This is a genomic window from Rathayibacter sp. AY1B6 (genome assembly GCF_002932755.1).
In the GTDB taxonomy this organism is placed as follows: domain Bacteria; phylum Actinomycetota; class Actinomycetes; order Actinomycetales; family Microbacteriaceae; genus Rathayibacter.
Map to the genome: position 1 here is coordinate 1 of NZ_PSWL01000030.1, position 16212 is coordinate 16212.

Genomic DNA, 16212 nt, shown 5'->3' on the forward strand with positions numbered 1-16212 from the left:
GAGCGAGGAGGGGGCAGGGAGGGGGGCCGAGCGCGGGTCAGAGGCGTGCGGACAGGGCGCCGAGCTCGGTGCGCAGCGCGGTGAACGCGCGGGCACGGTGGCTCCGGGCGTTCTTCTGCTCGGGAGCGAGCTCGGCGGCCGTGAGCGCACCGGCCTCGGGGACGAACACCGGATCGTAGCCGTGGCCGTTCCCACCCCGCGGCGCCGTCGCGATCGCGCCGTCCCAGCGCCCCTCGACCACCGTCTCCTGCCCGCCGGGGAGCACGGAGTCCGGTACCACCAGGGCGATCGTGCAGCTGAAGTGCGCACCGCGGTGCTCCGCCTTCACGTCGTGCAGCTGCGCGAGGAGGAGCTCGAGGTTGGCCGTCGCGTCGTGCGCGCGTCCCGACCAGCGGGCCGAGAAGATGCCCGGGGCGCCGCCGAGGACGTCGACGCAGATCCCGGAGTCGTCCGCGAGCGCCACGAGGCCGGTGTGAGCCGCCGCCGCGCGCGCCTTGATCAGCGCGTTCTCGGCGAAGCTCACGCCGTCCTCGACGGGCTCGGGTCCGTCGTAAGCGCGGACGCCGACCCCGGGGAGGGCGCCGGCCAGCATGGCGCGGAACTCCTCCACCTTGCCCGCGTTGTGCGTGGCGAGGACGAGGTCCAGGCTCACGCGCCGGACTCCGCGGCGAGCGCCTCGGCCTGGATCCGTGCGAGGTCGGAGGCGCCGGCGACCGCGAGGTCGAGCAGTGCGTCGAGCTCGCGGCGGTCGAACGGGGCCCCCTCGGCGGTGCCCTGCACCTCGACGAACAGGCCGCGTCCGGTGACCACGACGTTCATGTCGGTCTCGGCGCGCACGTCCTCGACGTAGGCCAGGTCGAGCATCGGCACGCCGTCGATGATGCCGACGGACACCGCCGAGAGGCTGTCGATCAGCGGCTGCGCCTTCTGCCCCACGTACTTCTTGCCGCGCGCCCACTCGATCGCGTCGGCCATCGCCACGTAGGCGCCGGTGATCGCCGCGGTGCGGGTGCCGCCGTCGGCCTGGAGGACGTCGCAGTCGATGACGAGGGTGTTCTCGCCGAGCGCCTTCGTGTCGACCACTGCGCGCAGGCTCCGGCCGATCAGCCGCGAGATCTCGTGCGTGCGCCCGCCGACCTTCCCCTTGACCGACTCGCGGTCCATGCGGGAGTTGGTGGAGCGGGGCAGCATCGCGTACTCGGCGGTGACCCAGCCCTTGCCCTTGCCCTGCAGCCAGCGCGGCACGCCACTGGTGAAGGAGGCGGTGCAGAGCACCCTGGTGTTCCCGAACGAGACGAGCGCGGATCCCTCGGCCTGGGTGCTCCAGCCGCGCTCGATCGTCACGGTGCGCAGCTCGTCGGGCGCCCGCCCGTCCTTGCGCAGGGCCTTCGATGCGGTGCTGTCGGTCACTCGGGTCTCCCTCGATCGTGCGGGAGCGCGGCCCGGTCGAGCTCGCGCAGGTTGATGGTGCCGGTCTCGACGAGGTCGACGCTCGAGACCTCCGGGCCGAGGAAGCGGCGGGCGAGGCGGACGAAGTCGCTCGAGCCCGTCTCCTCCCACCGGTAGGTCGGAGGCGCGGCGGAGGTGCGCTGCAGGCCGTGCGCCACGAGAGTCCGGTAGACGTCGAGCGCGGTCTCCTCGGCGCTCGAGACGAGGCGGACGTCCGGCCCCATCACGTACGCGATCGCACCGCGCAGCAGCGGGTAGTGGGTGCAGCCGAGGACGAGCGTGTCGACCCCCGCGGCTTTGAGGGGCGCGAGGTACTCCTCCGCCACCGCGAGCAGCTCGTCGCTCCAGGTGACGCCCGCCTCGACGAACTCGACGAAGCGCGGGCAGGCGGCGGTGAACAGCTGCAGGTCGGGCGCGGCGACGAAGGCGTCGTCGTAGGCGCGGGAGCGGATGGTGCCGACGGTGCCGATCACGCCGACGCGGCGGTTGCGGGTATCGCGCACGGCGCTGCGGACGGCGGGCTGGATGACCTCGATCACCGGGATGCCGCGGCCGAGCGTGTAGCGCTCGCGGGCGTCGCGCATCATCGCGGCCGAGGCGGTGTTGCAGGCGATGACGAGCAGCTTGGCGCCCTGGTCGACCAGGGTGTCGAGAGTGTCGAGGGCGTAGGCGCGGACGTCGGCGAGCGGCTTGGGCCCGTAGGGCGAGTGCGCGGTGTCGCCGAGGTAGACGATCGACTCGTTCTGCAGCTGGTCGATCACGGAGCGGGCGACGGTGAGCCCGCCGACTCCGGAGTCGAAGATGCCCAGCGGTGCGTCCGTCACGGAGGAACAGCCTACCCGCGCCCTGCGGGCCGGTCCCGGCCGCACGCCGTTCCCGGGCCCGGCGGCGAGCGCAAGCCCCGGCACCCGCGCCTGGGCCGCGCGGGGGCGGCCGTGGAACACTGAGCGGATGGACTCCACGGCCTTCCTCACCGACCGGTACGAGCTCACGATGGTCGAGGGCGCCCTCGGCAGCGGCACCGCCGACCGCCGCTGCATGTTCGAGGTGTTCGCCCGGAGCCTCCCGCCCGGACGCCGCTACGGCGTGCTCGCCGGGACCGGCAGACTCCTCGAGCTGATCTCCCGCTTCCGCTTCGGCGACGACGAGCTGTCCTGGCTCCGCGAGAACCGCGTGGTCGACTCCCGCACGCTGGACTGGCTCGCCGACTACCGCTTCCGCGGCGACGTCTGGGGCTACCGCGAGGGCGAGGTCTACCTCCCCGGCTCCCCCGTGCTCATCGTCGAGGCGCCCTTCGCCGACGGCGTGCTGCTGGAGACCCTGGTGCTCAGCGTCCTCAATCACGACAGCGCCGTGGCGAGCGCCGCCGCGCGGATGGTCTCGGCCGCCGACGGGCGCCCGCTGGCGGAGATGGGCTCGCGCCGCGCCGGTGAGCGGTCCGCCGTCGCCGCGGCGCGCGCCGCCTACATCGCCGGGTTCGGCGCCTCCTCGAACCTGGAGGCGGGCCGCAGCTTCGGCGTGCCCACGATGGGCACCTCCGCGCACTCCTTCACGCTCCTCCACGACTCGGAGGAGGAGGCGTTCCGCGCACAGGTCGCCGCGCTCGGCCCGGGCACGACCCTCCTGGTGGACACCTACGACGTGACCGCCGCCGTCGACCTGGCGGTCCGCGTCGCGGGCACCGGCCTCGGCGCCGTGCGCATCGACTCCGGCGACCTCCCCCAGCAGGTGGCCGCCGTCCGGCAGCAGCTGGACGCGCTCGGCGCGACCGGCACGCGCATCACCGTCACCAACGACCTCGACGAGTACGGGATCGCCGCGCTCGCGGCCTCACCGGTCGACTCCTACGGCGTCGGCACCTCGGTGGCGACGGGCTCGGGCCACCCGACGGCGGGCATGGTCTACAAGCTGGTCGCGCACGAGGACGATGCGGGCGAGTGGGTCGCGGTGGCGAAGAAGTCGGTCTCGAAGGCGTCGATCGGCGGGCGGAAGGCCGCCGGCCGGCTGCTCTCGGAGGACGGGGTCGCCGAGGCCGAGGTCGTGCACGTGGGCGCCGGTCCCGAGGGTGCCGTCGGCGAGGGCGAGCGGGCGCTGCTCGTCCCCCTGATCGAGGACGGGACGATCCGGCCCGAGCACCTCGGCATCGAGGGAGTGGCGGCCGCCCGCGAGCACCACGCGAACGCCGTCCTCGAGCTGCCGATCGACGCGCTCCGGCTCGGCCGCGGCGAGCCCGTCCTCCCGACCCGCTACGAGTGAGCGGGGCGGGAGCTCACTTCATCTTCGCGTAGATCTCCTTGCACGCCGGGCACACCGGGAACTTCTCCGGGTCGCGGCCCGGGAGCCACTTCTTGCCGCAGAGCGCGCGGACCGGCTTGCCGGTGATGGCGCTCTCGAGGATCTTGTCCTTGGGCACGTAGTGGGAGAAGCGCTCGTGGTCGCCCGGCTCGATGGACTCCTGGTTGAGGAGCTCCTCGAGCTCGCGGTCGAGGGTGGCGGTTCCTCCGCCTCCCTCGAGGGGGTCGGTGCTGCTGTTCTCGGCGCGCGGAATCATGCCGACGATCCTACGCGCGGCAGCTAGCGTCGGAGCTCCGAGGAGAGAAGGAGACTCCATGGACGTGCTGTTCGTGCACGGCGCGCTGGTGCGCGACGGAGGCTGGTGGTGGCGGCGAGCCGCCGCCCTGCTCGAGGAGCGGACGGGCGTCCGCAGCCGCGCCCTCGCGCTCCCCTCCTGCGGTGAGTCCCCCGCGGATCCCGAGTCGGAGCCCGGCCTGGCTGCGGACGCCGCAGCACTGCGGGAGGCGCTGGAGGCCGGCGGCCCGACCGTGCTCGTCGGCCACTCGTACGGCGGGACAGTGATCGCCGAGGCGGGCCCCCACCCGGCCGTGGCCGGCCTGCTGCTCGTGTCCTCCTACACCCCCGAGCCCGGGCTCTCCCAGGGCGCGATCATGAGCGGCGAGCCGGACCCCGTCCGCATCGGACTGCTGCCCGACGGCTCGCTGCAGATCGCGGGCTACGACGCGCGGTCCTTCGCCGACCGGTTCCTCCAGGACGGCGACGAGGAGGACCGCGAGGGCGCCTGGCAGCGGGTGACGACGCAGGCCTCGTCCGCCTTCTCCACTCCGACGACGGCGGCGGGCTGGCGGGGCGCCGAGTCGACCTACCTGGTGTGCACCGAGGACCGGAGCACGAGCGTCGGGCTCCAGCGCTCCCACGCCGAGCGGGCGACGCGCTCGGTCGACGTGCCGACCGGCCACCACCCGTTCCTCACGCGCCCGGACCTGGTCGTGGCCGAGCTCGAGGTGCTCCTGGGCCGCTAGTAGCGGCTGGTGAACGCGACCAGCTCGGTCGCGCGGCGCTCGAAGAGCCGGCCGCCGAGGAGCACGCCGAGGGCGAAGACGACCACCGCGCTGCTGAAGCCCACGAGCACGGCGTCCCCCGCCGCCTCCGGGTCGACGAAGAGCGCCCGGACGCCGAGCACCACGGCCGGCGCCGAGAGGAGCAGCCCCAGTCCGAACGCGAGGGACTGCGGACCGGCACCGCTGGCTCCGGGGGCCTGGGGCTGCGTGAACGCGCTGTCGCCCGGGCGCGGAGCCGGATAGGCGAGCCGTGCCGAGACGGCGCTGGCGACGCCGGCGGGGACGAGCAGGAGGCAGGTGTTCACCGCGAGCACGACGGGCAGCGCGTCGGGGAGCCCCGAGGTCGCGCTGCTGATCAGCGAGCCGATCACGACGACCGGCACGCCGAGCAGGAGGGTCGGGAAGGCGCGGCCGAGCCGGTCGGACCAGCCGCTGACGCCCGCGGCGACGTGCAGCCAGAACGCCGAGCCGTCGTAGGCGACGTCGTTGTGCAGGAACCAGCCGAGGAACAGCGCGATCAGCGGCACCGGGAGCAGCGAGAGCAGCGGGAAGGGGACTCCGACCACCGCGAGCAGCAGCAGCGCCGCGACGGGCAGCACAGGCACGGCCACCAGCGACGCCTGGTAGCGCGGATCCCGGAGCCAGTACGTGATGCTGCGCGCCGCGATCGCTCCGGTGCGCGTCGAGCCGAGGACGTCGAACCAGCCCAGGCGGAGGCCGCGCGGCGGGCGGTGCGTGCGCTCGGGGCGCCCCGTCAGCAGGCGGACGACGAGCCACCAGAGCACTCCCGCCGCGATGAGCGTCGCCAGGGACAGCAGGAGCGGGCCGAGCGCGTCCCCGGTCCGGGCGGCCGGGGCGATCATCCAGGCCGCACCGAACGGAGTGGCTCCCATCATCGCGCCCCAGCGCTCGAGCACCGGTGTGTCCCCGGTGTCGACCAGCGCGGCGGCGCCGAGGGCGGCGGGACCGCCCAGCATCAGCACCAGGCCGAGCACGGCCAGCAGCTCGCGGGCGGTCCGGGAGGGGACGAGTGCGGCGGAGGCGGCGAGGCCGATCCGCGCGAAGAGCGAGGCCGTCGCCACCGCGAGGAGCGGGCCGACCACGGCGAAGGCGCCGGCACCGGGGACGAGCGGCGCGCTCGCGAGCCCGACCACCAGCAGCGCGAGGGTGGGGACCGAGACGAGGCCGGCCAGCGCCAGCGCACCGGCCAGGCGGAGCGGCGGAAGGCCGAAGAGCCGGAACGCCCGCGGGTCCATCGGGTCGAGCGGGCCGAGCAGGAAGGGCAGCACCAGGAAGCCGACGGAGACGAGGCCGCCTGCCGTCACGAGGGCTCCCGCCGAAGCGTCCGAGGAGCGCAGAGCGCCGATCGCCCCGATCAGCAGGGCCGTCACCGCGACGACCACGAGCACGCCCAGGACGGCGCCGGCCGAGCGCGCGGGCCCTGAGCGGAACGCGCCCAGGAGGACGTCGATCCTCAGCCGGAGAAGTCGTGCAGCCACTGCAGCCCCTCGGCGATCTGCTTGCCGCCCGCGAGCTCGAGGAAGCGCTCCTCCAGCGTCGCGGTGCCGGCGACCTCCGCGACCGTCCCGGAGGCGAGCACGCGCCCGCCGACGATCACGGCCACGTCGTCGCAGACGCGCTCGATGAAGTCGAGCCCGTGGCTGGAGAGGACGACGGTGCCGCCGCCCTCGACGAAGCGGCGCAGCACGGTGATGACGGCGGCCGAGGAGACCGGGTCCACCGACTCGAACGGCTCGTCGAGGACCAGCACGCGCGGAGCGTGGATCATCGCCGCCGCGAGGGCGACCTTCTTCGCCATCCCCGCGGAGTAGTCCGAGATCAGGCGCTCCAGCGCGTCGGAGAGGCCGAGCGCCTCGCCCAGCTCGACCGTGCGCTGCTTCGCGGTGGCGAGGTCGATGCCGCGCAGCGCGGCGGAGTAGGCGAGGAACTGCGCGCCGGTGAGCCGGTCGAACAGCCGGAGGCGGTCGGGCAGGACGCCGATCAGCGGCTTCGCGGCCGACGGGTCCTTCCAGACGTCGACGCCGTGCACGAGCACGCGGCCGGTGTCGGGCCGCAGCAGGCCCGTCATCATCGAGAGCGTGGTGGTCTTGCCCGCGCCGTTCGGGCCGATGATCCCGTAGAAGGTCCCCGCACGGACGGCAAGGTCGATGCGGTCGACCGCCACCGTCCTCCCGAAGGTCCGGGTCAGCTGGTGCAGCTCGAAGACGACGGGCGAGGCGCCGTCCGGATCCGCGGCACCCTCAGCGGGCTCGGCGTTCGTCACGGACGTCATCCGGCTACGGTACCAACTCGTCCGGGGGCCCCCGGCGCCCGCGCCGACACCCGGCGACACGGCGAGAGGTCAACCACTCTGGCCCCGGGGGGCGTGAACTGTACACTAGGTCTCTACCCGAGGAGTCGACCAGATCGAGACGCAGCGGTTAATTCGAGGAGAACACACGATGATGCACACAGGTTCGACGAGCAGCAGCCCCGCCACCGTCGTCATCCTCGCCGCAGGGATGGGCAGCCGGCTCGGCCGCTCCCTCCCCAAGCCGCTCACGCCGCTCAGCGACGGGCGCACGATCATGCAGCAGCAGTTCGACAACATCCACCACGCCTTCGGCGCGAAGATCCCGGTGAGCATCGTCGTCGGCTACAAGCTCGAGCACATCATCGAGGCCTTCCCCTCGGCGACGTTCGTCTACAACGAGCAGTACGACCAGACGAACACCTCCAAGAGCCTCCTCCGCGCGCTGCAGGCGAGCGGGCAGGGCGGCGTCCTCTGGATGAACGGCGACGTCGTCTTCGACCCGCGCATCCTCGACCGGGCGGCCGCGCTCATCGCGAAGGACGTCTCCTTCGTCACCGTCAACACCTCGAAGGTGTCGGACGAGGAGGTCAAGTACACGACGAGCGCCGAGGGCTTCATCCTGGAGCTCTCCAAGACCGTGCGCGGCGGCCTCGGCGAGGCGGTCGGGATCAACTACGTGTCCGCCTCCGACAAGGCCGCGCTGGTGCGCCAGCTCGCCCGGGTCGACGCCCAGGACTACTTCGAGCGTGGCATAGAGTTGGCGATCGAGCAGGACCGCCTGCTCGTCGAGCCGATGGACATCTCCGACCTCTACGCCGTCGAGGTGGACTTCGCCGAGGACCTCGAGCGCGCGAACCTCTTCGTCTGACGCTCCCCTCCCCGGCTCGAGCGGAGCCGACGGGAGGAGTCGCTCAGTGAGCACGGCCGACACCCTCGCGACCGAGACGGCCCTGCGCCACCGGCGCTCCCGGGCCTGGCGCTACCGCCACTCCCTCTGGCTCCTCACGAAGCGCGACCTCACCGTCCGCTACGCCACGAGCGCGCTCGGCTACGTCTGGTCGGTGCTCGACCCGCTCGTCATGTCGGGCATCTACTTCTTCGTCTTCACCGTCGTCTTCCAGCGGACCGTCGGCGAGGACCCGTACATCGTCTTCCTGCTCGCGGGCCTGCTGCCCTGGATGTGGTTCAACCAGGCGACCTCCGACGCGACCCGCGCGTTCCTCCGCGAGGCGAAGCTGGTGCGGTCGACGTCGATCCCGCGGACCATCTGGGTCGGCCGGATCGTGCTCTCGAAGGGCATCGAGTTCGTGGCGAGCCTGCCGGTGCTGGTGCTCTTCGCCGTGATCGCCGGCGCGCACCTGACCTGGGCGGCGCTGCTGTTCCCCGTGGCGATCCTCCTGCAGGCGGTGCTCACGCTCGGCGTGGGCCTGCTGGTGGCTCCGCTCGTGGTGTTCTTCCGCGATCTGGAGCGGGCCGTGAAGCTCGTGCTCCGGTTCCTCTTCTACGCGTCGCCGATCATCTACTCCACGGCCAACCTGCCGGAGCAGATCCGGCCGCTCGCAGCGCTCAATCCGCTCAGCGGGATCTTCGCCCTCTACCGCTCCGCGTTCTTCGAGAGCGAGCTCGACGTCCCGCTCATCCTCGCCTCCGCGGGGATCTCGGTGCTCGTGCTGGTGCTGGGCCTCGTCGTCTTCCGCCGCTCCGAGCGCGCCGTGCTGAAGGAGCTGTGATGGCCGACGCCCCGGTGGTCATCGAGTGCCGCGGCCTCGGGATCCGCTTCCGCCGCAACCGGCGGGGCCGCCGCTCCTTCAAGGACCTCTTCGCCGGCCGCTCCCGCCGCTCGCGGCCCGGGGAGTTCTGGGCGCTGCGCGGGCTCGACGTGCAGGTGCGGGCGGGCGAGGCGATCGGCGTCGTCGGCCGGAACGGTCAGGGCAAGTCGACGCTGCTCAAGCTCGTCGCCGGCGTGGTGCTGCCGGACGAGGGTGCGGTGGAGGTGCGCGGGGGCGTCGCTCCGCTCATCGAGATCACCGGCGGCTTCGTGGCCGACCTGAGCGTCCGCGAGAACGTCTACCTGACCGCGGGCCTCCACGGGATGTCCAAGCGCGAGGTCGACGCCCGCTTCGACTCGATCATCGAGTTCGCCGAGATCGGCGACTTCCTGGACACTCCCTACAAGCACCTCTCGAGCGGGATGAAGGTGCGCATCGCCTTCTCCGTCGTGTCGCGGCTCGAGGAGCCGATCATCCTGGTGGACGAGGTGCTCGCAGTCGGCGACAGGGCGTTCCGCGAGAAGTGCTACGCGCGGATCGAGGAGCTCCTCGCCTCCGGCCGGACCCTCTTCTTCGTCTCGCACAACGAGCGCGACCTCCGCCGCTTCTGCACCCGCGGGCTCTACCTGGACAAGGGCCGACTGGTGCTGGACGCGCCGATCGAGGAGGTGCTCGCGCGTTACGCTGAGGACTACGCGCCGACACCGCGGAGCAGCACGGCGCCGGCCGAGGGCCCGCCCGTCCAGGGCACCGTCTCCGACGACTGACCCCTCCCGCACGCGGCGCCCGAGGACGCAGGAGTGCACGACATGGCCCAGAAGGACCGCAAGCGCGAGCGCGCCGTGGAGAGGGCCGGCGAGGTGGAGCAGGCCGACGGCTCCGAGAACGCGCAGCTGGCGAAGCTGCTCGACCGGCTCCTCGCGGTGCAGCGCCCGGCCGTGCTGGCGAACATCCGTCTGCTGCGGCGGCGGCGTCCCGGTGCGACTCCGGAGCAGATCATCACCTCGCTCGAGCGGCAGTACCTCTCGAGCGTGGCCGCGGGAGGCGCGGCGATCGGAGCGACCGCCGTCGTCCCCGGCATCGGCACGGCCGCCTCGGTGGCCCTCTCCGGCGCGGGAGCGGCGGGGTTCCTGGAGGCGAGCGCGCTCTTCGCGCAGTCGGTGACGGAGGTGCACGGGATCCCGCTCGAGGACCCGGACCGCGCTCGGGCCCTCGTGCTCACGCTGATGATGGGCTCCTCCGGCAGCGAGATGGTGCGCCAGGTGGCCGGGCAGGCCGTCGGCGGGGGCAGCGGCCTCAACCAGTACTGGGGCTCGGTGGTCACGAAGGGCCTGCCGTCCTTCCTCGTGGGCGAGCTGGCCGACCGCGCGAAGAAGTCCTTCGCCAAGCACTTCCTCGCCCAGCAGGGCGCGGGGCTCATCGGCCGCGCGATGCCGTTCGGGATCGGAGCGGCACTGGGCGGCGTCGGCAACGCGATGCTCGGCCGCAAGGTGATCCAGAGCGCGCGCGACGCCTTCGGGCCGGCACCGCAGGCGTTCGGCAACACCCTCGTGCTGGAACCGACGCGCGCCGAGCGGAAGGCGCTGGCCGCCGCTCCGGCCGAGCCGCTGGCGCTGTTCGTCCGCGACTACGGCGGAACGGGCGAGCGGACGGCGCTCCTCCTCCACGGCCTCGGCTCCGACTCCCGGATCTGGTACGCCCTGGTCCCCGCACTGCACGAGCACGGCTACCGCGTGGTGGCCCCCGACCTCGCCGGTCACGGCGGCTCCCCCGCGTCGCCCGTGTACTCGCCGGAGCGCTGGGCGTCGGACGTCCGCGCCTCGGTGCTGCAGACCCCCGACCTCGTCATCGGCCACGGCCTCGGAGCCGTCGTCGCCGCCCGGCTCGCTCCGCACTACCGGGCCGATCAGCTGATCCTGCTCGACCCCGCGTTCTCCGACGCCCGCGGCCTGACGAGCGCGCTCCACCGCGGCGGCTCGGTCGCGCACGTCGAGAAGGGCGACGCCGACTCCCTCCGCCACCGCCACCCGATCTGGACGGACGAGCAGATCGAGCTCGACGTGTCGGCCCACGCGCTCTGGGACCAGGACTCGGCCGGCGGGCTGACGGCGCGCGGCGCGGCCGAGGCCCCCGAGACGTTCCCCGTGCCGACGCTCGCCGTGCTGCCGGAGGACCCGCTGGGCCACGGCTCGCTGGGCGGCGTCCTCGCCGGCCGCGGCGTCGAGGTGCGGACCGTGCCGGGGGGCGGAGCGTCGATCCTCCGCGAGGACCGGGCGGCGCTGATCGCGGCTCTGGACGACCGGCTCTAGGCCGAGACCCGCACAGTGACGGCTGAGCGGTCGATCGACGGCGCTCGAGCGCGGACGGGGGCGCTCAGCCTTCGTCGTGAGGGCGCTCGCGCCCACCGATGCCGGCCACCTCGAAGGTCCCGAAGGTCCCGATCGCGAAGACGAGCGCCTGCAGGGTCACGGACACGTCGCGCCATCCTCCGAGTGCGCCGACCAGGACGAACGAGCACCCGGCGGCCCCGACCGCGGCGATGAGCACGCGAATGGACGACCGCACCCGCGTCCACCCTGCGGCGGCGAAGACGGTCACTGCTACAGCGCTCACTGCGGTTCCGAAGACGAAGCCGACGATCGCGCCGATCAGTGCCCCGACGATCGTGAGGCCGGGCGAACCGGTGCCCCCGGCCGACGAGGGCGACCACAGGAGTTGCGGAACCGTGGCCAGGAGGGAGTAGACGACGCCGGCGAGGCCTCCGACGAGCGGGCCGGCAGCGGAGAACAGCACGAGCGTCCTGCCGGACCGGGACAGGTCACCAAGCACCGCCGCCTCCACCACGACCGACTCCGAGCCCTTCGGCAGAGACGCGGAGATGCAGAAGGCCGTCCCCGATGGGATTCATCTCGATTCTCCTTCTGGTCCGGGTCGACGACCGGACTCGATCCTCCGAGATCCGCTGCCGACTGTCCACCGGCGACGCATCGGAGCTCTCTCTGCTCGGCCACTCGTTCTCGAGGGTCTCGAGCCCGGGTCCACGGTGGACGGCAGGGTGCGGCATCAGCGACGAAGGAGCCCACCGGGGGTTCTTCACCACCGGGCCGTCTCGCCGACGCGAGCGAACGACTCATCGTGAACCCCTCAGGACCGCAGGCGATCGGCCGCTGAGGGGTGGCGCGGAAAAGGACGAGAAGTGGCACGTCGCTCAGGCTCCGGTTCCAGCGGGAACGTGGGAGCGCAGCAGGACGAGCATCGGGCTGCCTGTGGAGAGACGACGAAGCCGTCTCGATGGAGATGTGGGAGACGACCGCGCCCGGCAGGACGACTCCCGCCCGCGCCCTACTTCTTCGCCTTGGCGGCGGCCTTCGCGGCCTGCTTGGTGGCGCGGACCTTCGTCAGCGACTCCGGCGAGACGATGTCGGCGACCGAGCGGAAGGAGTCCTCCTCGCCGTACGCGCCGGCGGCCTCGCGCCAGCCCTCGCCCGTGAACCCGCGCTGCTTGCCGAGCAGGGCGAGGAAGATCCGCGCCTTCTGCTCGCCGAAGCCGGGCAGCGCCTTCAGGCGGGCGAGCACCGTGCGTCCGTCGGGGTCCTCGCGCGTCCAGAGGGCCGCGGCGTCGCCGTCCCAGTCGTCGACGAGAGCACGGCAGAGGACCTGCACGCGGCCCGCCATGTTCGCCGGATAGCGGTGGATCGCCGGCGGCGTCCGGCAGAGCTCCGAGAACGCGTCCTCGTCGAAGTCGGCGATCGACTCGGCGTCGAAGGAGGCGCCCTCGGCCTCGAGGCGCTCCTCGATCTTGCGGGGCCCGGAGAAGGCCGTCTCCATCGCGACCTGCTGGTCGAGGAGCATCCCGATCAGCAGGGCCAGCGGGTCGCGGCTGAGCAGCGCGTCGGCGTCGGGATCGTCGGTGATGTGCAGGGCGGAATCGCGGGTCATCCTCCAGGGATACCACGGACGGCCCCGGCGGCGAGCGCGCGGACGGTCCGGTCGACGAGGTCCAGCGCCGCAGCGAGCTCGAGGTCGCTGACGTGCCCGTAGCCGAGGACCAGCGCCTCGGTCGCAGCCCGTCCCGACAGGGCGTACTCGTGCAGGGTGGCGACGAGCAGTCCCTCCCGGAGCAGCGCGGCCGCGACGGCGTGCGCGTCCAGAGGCGCGGGCAGGGAGAGGACGACGTGCAGACCCCCGTCGAGTCCGCTCGCGCGCCCCCACGGCACCGACTCCGCGAAGGCGCGGACCAGCTCGCGGCGGTGGGCGTAGCGCCGTCTCGAGCGGGTGAGGTGCCTCCGGAACGCCCCGCTCGCCATGAACTGCGCGAGTGCCGCCTGCGTCGGACCCGAGGCGGAGGCGTCCTTCTCGTCGTCGAGGCCGGCCAGCGCACCGTGCAGCCAGGACGCCTGCGGAACGGCGCGGTACGCGATGCGGAGCCACGGCGAGACGGTCTTCGAGAACGACCCGACGTGGGCGACTCCGCCGCCGGAGTCCAGCGAGGCGAGCGCGGGCAGCGGGGCGCCGACGTAGCGGAACTCGCTGTCGTAGTCGTCCTCCACCACGAGCAGGGGGCCGGTCGACGCGCGGCGCACCAGCTCCAGGCGCTCGGCCAGCGCGAGCCTGCCGCCGGTCGGGTACTGGTGCGACGGAGTCACGACGACCAGGTCCGCGCCGGAGCTCGCGAGGGCGTCGAGGTCGATGCCGTCCCCGCGCACCGGGACGCCGACGACCTCGTGCCCGTCGGCGCGCAGGCGGCGCCGGACCGCCGGATAGCCGGGGTCCTCGACGGCGACGCGCACCTCGCGTCCGAGCGAGGCCGAGGCGGCGCGGGCGAGGAGCGCGACGGCACCCGCGGTACCGCTGGTCACCACCACGTCGGACGCCCGGACGTCGACGCCGCGGGACCGGCGCAACTGCTCCGCGATCTGCTCCCGCAGGGCCGGATCCCCGGAACCCCGAGGAGGCGTCGAGGGCGGCGAGGCGAGTGCCAGGCGCCAGGCGGCCCGCCACTCCGGGGTGTCGAGGGCGCGGGTGTCGGGTCTGCCGGGCCGCAGGTCCGCCGCAGCGGGCGGGGCGACGGTCTCCCGGGACTCGGGCCGCGGCTCGTGCGGCGCCGGCGCCAGCAGTCCGTCGGAGGCGACCGTCACCGCCGCGCGCGGGTGGGCGACGAGGTAGCCCTCCCCCACCAGCTGGTCCACGGCGGCGACGACCGATCCGCGCGAGACGCCGAGCCTCTCGGCGAGCACGCGGCTCGACGGGATCGGGTCCCCCGCCCGGTAGCGCCCGTCCAGCACCGCCTGGCGCAGCGCCTCGGCGAGCGCAGCGCGGACCGAGCCGCGCGGCGACGGCCCGAGCAGCAGCGGGATCTCCAGATCGCCCGATGCCATCGACCGCTCCGCTCTGGACCACTCCGATCGCGGCCCAGTGGCATCCTGGCAGATCCAGTCGGCGCGGGACGATTCCGACATGGACAGTCTCCCCGTCACCGACCGCACCCGCGTCTCCCGTCTCCGCGACCGCCAGCGCACCGATCCCGCCGAGCTGCACGCCCTGCTCGACGAAGCGCTGATCGCCCACGTCGCCGTCGTGCGGGACGGCGCCGCGATCGTGCTGCCGATCCTGTTCGCCCGCGACGGCGACTCCCTCCTGCTGCACGGGTCGAGCGGCGGAGGACTGCTGCGGGAGGCGGCGCGGCACTCGCTCCTCACCGCCTCGGTCACGCTGGTCGACGGACTGGTCGTCGCCCGCTCCACCTTCGACAGCTCGATGAACTACCGCTCGGCGATGGTGATCGGCCGCGCCGAGGCGCTGGAGGGCGAGGAGAAGGCGAGGGCCCTCGACCTGCTGGTGGCGCGCCTCCTGCCGGGGCGCGACGAGGAGGTGCGGCCGAGCACCGCCCGCGAGATCGCGGCGACGCTGGTGCTGCGCCTCCCCCTGGCCGAGGCGAGCCTGAAGGTGCGCGCGCACGGAGCGGGCGACGAGCCCGAGGCAGGGGTCTGGGCGGGCGTCGTGCCGCTGGTCACCCGCACACTCATGCCGGTGCCGGCGGAGGAGGGCGTCGTGGTCCCGGAGTCGGTCCGCCGCTTCACCGCCGCGGTCGACGGCGCGGTGCCGCCCTGGCGCTGAGCGGACCGGCCGTCGCGGTGCGGTCCGCTACTTGGCGTCCTGGCGGGGGAAGACGACCTTCTGCACGACGATGATCACCGACGCCGCGACCGGGATCGCGACCAGGGCGCCGAGCACGCCCGCGATGGTGCCGCCCGCGACCGCCGCGATCACGACGACCGCACCGGGGACCGAGACGGCCTTGTTCATGATGCGGGGGCTGAGGAGGTACGCCTCGACCTGCATGTAGACGAGGTAGTAGATCGCGGCGACCAGCGCGGTCAGCGGCGAGGCCAGGAGGCAGGCGAGCGAGATGATCACGGCGCCCGAGAGCGTGCCGACCAGCGGGATCAAGGAGCCGAGGAACGCGACGCAGGCCAGCAGCGCCGGCACCGGGGCGCCGATCGAGAGCAGCAGGATGAACGTGAGCACCCCGTTCACCCCGGCCAGCGAGACCTGGCCGACCACGTAGCGGCCCACGGCGCCGGTGATCTCGTCGCCGACCTCGTGCGCCTTCGCGCGGTGCGAGGCGGGGGCGAAGCGGTAGGCGACGGCCTTCATCGAGCGCAGCGACGCGAGGAAGTACAGCGTCAGGATCAGCACGATGACGGCGCCGGTCACGCCGCTGGCGATCCCGGTCCCGACCGCGATCAGTCCGCCGCCGAGCGAGAGCAGGTTGTTGGGGTTGCCGATGAAGCTCTGGACGCTCTCGATCAGCTCGTCGATGTCGATCACGCCGCGCAGCTGCTGCTCGAGGTCGAGCACCCACTGCTGCGAGGCGATGTCGGTGACGATCTGCGGAGCGCTCGTGACGAACATCGTCAGCTGCTCGACCAGGATCGGGATGATGTAGACCAGCAGACCGGCGAAGATCAGCACCACCGCGGCGAACACCGCCGTGATCGCCAGCGGCCGCGGCAGGCGCTTGCTCTCGAGCCAGGAGACCAGCGGATCGAGGCCGAGCGCGAAGAACAGCGCCACGAAGATGTAGGTCAGCACCGTGCCCAGCTGCACGACGAGGCCGCCCAGGACGAGCGCCACCAGCACGCCCAGCGCGCCGAACAGCCCGATGCGGAAGGAGCGGATCGTGAAGACCGGCTTCTCCGGGTCGGCGGAGACCACGATGTCCGGCTCGACCGCGGGCTGGGCGGGTGCCGACCGGCGCCGGCGGGAGCGGGCGAAGGCGCGCGGGGTCATCATGGGACGAGCGTAGCGGGGCGCCGGGAGG

General features: G+C 73.2%; 17 protein-coding genes. 7 read left to right on the forward strand and 10 right to left on the reverse strand.

The features are described from left to right. Window positions 1-37 precede the first annotated feature (37 nt). Genes rdgB through murI form a run of 3 tightly spaced genes read right to left on the reverse strand, consistent with a single transcriptional unit; the run spans window position 38 to window position 2273 of the window. Complete coding sequence (rdgB, locus tag C5D08_RS14405) at window positions 38-652, reverse strand: RdgB/HAM1 family non-canonical purine NTP pyrophosphatase (protein ID WP_104277626.1); 615 nt, start codon at window positions 650-652, stop codon at window positions 38-40. Then, entirely contained in the window at window positions 649-1410 is a 762-nt protein-coding gene (gene rph / locus C5D08_RS14410) for a ribonuclease PH (RefSeq protein ID WP_104277627.1), read from the reverse strand. The genes rdgB and rph overlap by 4 nt, the downstream gene beginning before the upstream one ends. Beyond that, a complete protein-coding gene (gene murI, locus C5D08_RS14415; RefSeq protein ID WP_104223566.1) occupies window positions 1407-2273 on the reverse strand; it encodes a glutamate racemase in 867 nt (288 codons plus the stop codon). The genes rph and murI overlap by 4 nt, the downstream gene beginning before the upstream one ends. A 127-nt stretch (window positions 2274-2400) precedes the next feature. Here murI and C5D08_RS14420 point away from each other — a divergent pair, with 127 nt between their 5' ends. After that, the gene (locus C5D08_RS14420) at window positions 2401-3705 is read left to right on the forward strand and encodes a nicotinate phosphoribosyltransferase (protein ID WP_104277628.1); all 1305 of its coding nucleotides are present in this window, start codon (window positions 2401-2403) and stop codon (window positions 3703-3705) included. A 13-nt stretch (window positions 3706-3718) separates the two neighbouring features. On the opposite strand, the gene C5D08_RS14425 is transcribed toward C5D08_RS14420, so the two are convergent. Further along, window positions 3719-4000 (reverse strand): DUF3039 domain-containing protein, encoded by a 282-nt coding sequence (locus C5D08_RS14425; protein WP_104277629.1) that lies wholly within the window; start codon window positions 3998-4000, stop codon window positions 3719-3721. A gap of 58 nt (window positions 4001-4058) precedes the next feature. Here C5D08_RS14425 and C5D08_RS14430 point away from each other — a divergent pair, with 58 nt between their 5' ends. Next, window positions 4059-4766 (forward strand): alpha/beta hydrolase, encoded by a 708-nt coding sequence (locus C5D08_RS14430; protein ID WP_104277630.1) that lies wholly within the window; start codon window positions 4059-4061, stop codon window positions 4764-4766. Here the strand turns inward: C5D08_RS14430 and C5D08_RS14435 are convergent. Next, window positions 4763-6304 carry an ABC transporter permease gene (locus tag C5D08_RS14435; RefSeq protein ID WP_104277631.1) on the reverse strand — a complete coding sequence of 514 codons (1542 nt, stop codon included), beginning with the start codon at window positions 6302-6304 and terminating at the stop codon, window positions 4763-4765. The genes C5D08_RS14430 and C5D08_RS14435 overlap by 4 nt on opposite strands. After that, complete coding sequence (locus tag C5D08_RS14440) at window positions 6280-7098, reverse strand: ABC transporter ATP-binding protein (protein WP_104277632.1); 819 nt, start codon at window positions 7096-7098, stop codon at window positions 6280-6282. The genes C5D08_RS14435 and C5D08_RS14440 overlap by 25 nt, the downstream gene beginning before the upstream one ends. 169 nt (window positions 7099-7267) lie before the next feature. Here C5D08_RS14440 and C5D08_RS14445 point away from each other — a divergent pair, with 169 nt between their 5' ends. The 4 genes from C5D08_RS14445 to C5D08_RS14460 are packed head-to-tail and all read left to right on the forward strand — an operon-like array spanning window position 7268 to window position 11197. Further along, window positions 7268-7987 carry a phosphocholine cytidylyltransferase family protein gene (locus C5D08_RS14445; RefSeq protein WP_258067418.1) on the forward strand — a complete coding sequence of 240 codons (720 nt, stop codon included), beginning with the start codon at window positions 7268-7270 and terminating at the stop codon, window positions 7985-7987. Window positions 7988-8033: 46 nt separating this feature from the next. Then, on the forward strand, window positions 8034-8849 hold the full coding sequence (locus tag C5D08_RS14450; protein ID WP_374953943.1) for an ABC transporter permease: 816 nt from the start codon (window positions 8034-8036) through the stop codon (window positions 8847-8849). Next, entirely contained in the window at window positions 8849-9655 is an 807-nt protein-coding gene (locus C5D08_RS14455) for an ABC transporter ATP-binding protein (RefSeq protein WP_104223571.1), read from the forward strand. The genes C5D08_RS14450 and C5D08_RS14455 overlap by 1 nt, the downstream gene beginning before the upstream one ends. Before the next feature lie 42 nt (window positions 9656-9697). After that, complete coding sequence (locus C5D08_RS14460) at window positions 9698-11197, forward strand: alpha/beta fold hydrolase (protein WP_104277633.1); 1500 nt, start codon at window positions 9698-9700, stop codon at window positions 11195-11197. 64 nt (window positions 11198-11261) lie between these two features. Here the strand turns inward: C5D08_RS14460 and C5D08_RS14465 are convergent, their stop codons facing one another. The 3 genes from C5D08_RS14465 to C5D08_RS14475 form a co-directional block, all read right to left on the reverse strand. Next, a complete protein-coding gene (locus C5D08_RS14465) occupies window positions 11262-11717 on the reverse strand; it encodes a hypothetical protein (protein ID WP_146086064.1) in 456 nt (151 codons plus the stop codon). A 513-nt stretch (window positions 11718-12230) separates the two neighbouring features. Continuing rightward, window positions 12231-12827, reverse strand: coding sequence for an HhH-GPD-type base excision DNA repair protein (locus tag C5D08_RS14470; protein WP_104277635.1), 597 nt, complete (start codon window positions 12825-12827; stop codon window positions 12231-12233). Continuing rightward, entirely contained in the window at window positions 12824-14266 is a 1443-nt protein-coding gene (locus tag C5D08_RS14475; RefSeq protein WP_181110045.1) for a PLP-dependent aminotransferase family protein, read from the reverse strand. Before C5D08_RS14475 ends, C5D08_RS14470 begins: the two co-directional genes overlap by 4 nt. Before the next feature lie 79 nt (window positions 14267-14345). Here C5D08_RS14475 and C5D08_RS14480 point away from each other — a divergent pair, with 79 nt between their 5' ends. After that, window positions 14346-15005 (forward strand): pyridoxamine 5'-phosphate oxidase family protein, encoded by a 660-nt coding sequence (locus C5D08_RS14480; RefSeq protein WP_104277637.1) that lies wholly within the window; start codon window positions 14346-14348, stop codon window positions 15003-15005. Between the two features lie 27 nt (window positions 15006-15032). Here the strand turns inward: C5D08_RS14480 and C5D08_RS14485 are convergent, their stop codons facing one another. Next, a complete protein-coding gene (locus C5D08_RS14485; protein WP_244229611.1) occupies window positions 15033-16184 on the reverse strand; it encodes an AI-2E family transporter in 1152 nt (383 codons plus the stop codon). Between the last annotated feature and the right edge of the window lie 28 nt (window positions 16185-16212).

What these genes read in the sequence shown, in the direction of transcription:
- C5D08_RS14440 (WP_104277632.1), bottom strand. Translation starts at nt 7,098, where the DNA reads ATGACGTCCGTGACGAACGCCGAGCCCGCTGAGGGTGCCGCGGATCCG.
- C5D08_RS14455 (WP_104223571.1), top strand. Translation starts at nt 8,849, where the DNA reads ATGGCCGACGCCCCGGTGGTCATCGAGTGCCGCGGCCTCGGGATCCGC.
- C5D08_RS14430 (WP_104277630.1), top strand. Translation starts at nt 4,059, where the DNA reads ATGGACGTGCTGTTCGTGCACGGCGCGCTGGTGCGCGACGGAGGCTGG.
- C5D08_RS14460 (WP_104277633.1), top strand. Translation starts at nt 9,698, where the DNA reads ATGGCCCAGAAGGACCGCAAGCGCGAGCGCGCCGTGGAGAGGGCCGGC.
- C5D08_RS14475 (WP_181110045.1), bottom strand. Translation starts at nt 14,266, where the DNA reads ATGGCATCGGGCGATCTGGAGATCCCGCTGCTGCTCGGGCCGTCGCCG.
- C5D08_RS14425 (WP_104277629.1), bottom strand. Translation starts at nt 4,000, where the DNA reads ATGATTCCGCGCGCCGAGAACAGCAGCACCGACCCCCTCGAGGGAGGC.
- C5D08_RS14485 (WP_244229611.1), bottom strand. Translation starts at nt 16,184, where the DNA reads ATGATGACCCCGCGCGCCTTCGCCCGCTCCCGCCGGCGCCGGTCGGCA.
- C5D08_RS14445 (WP_258067418.1), top strand. Translation starts at nt 7,268, where the DNA reads ATGATGCACACAGGTTCGACGAGCAGCAGCCCCGCCACCGTCGTCATC.
- C5D08_RS14420 (WP_104277628.1), top strand. Translation starts at nt 2,401, where the DNA reads ATGGACTCCACGGCCTTCCTCACCGACCGGTACGAGCTCACGATGGTC.
- C5D08_RS14480 (WP_104277637.1), top strand. Translation starts at nt 14,346, where the DNA reads ATGGACAGTCTCCCCGTCACCGACCGCACCCGCGTCTCCCGTCTCCGC.
- C5D08_RS14470 (WP_104277635.1), bottom strand. Translation starts at nt 12,827, where the DNA reads ATGACCCGCGATTCCGCCCTGCACATCACCGACGATCCCGACGCCGAC.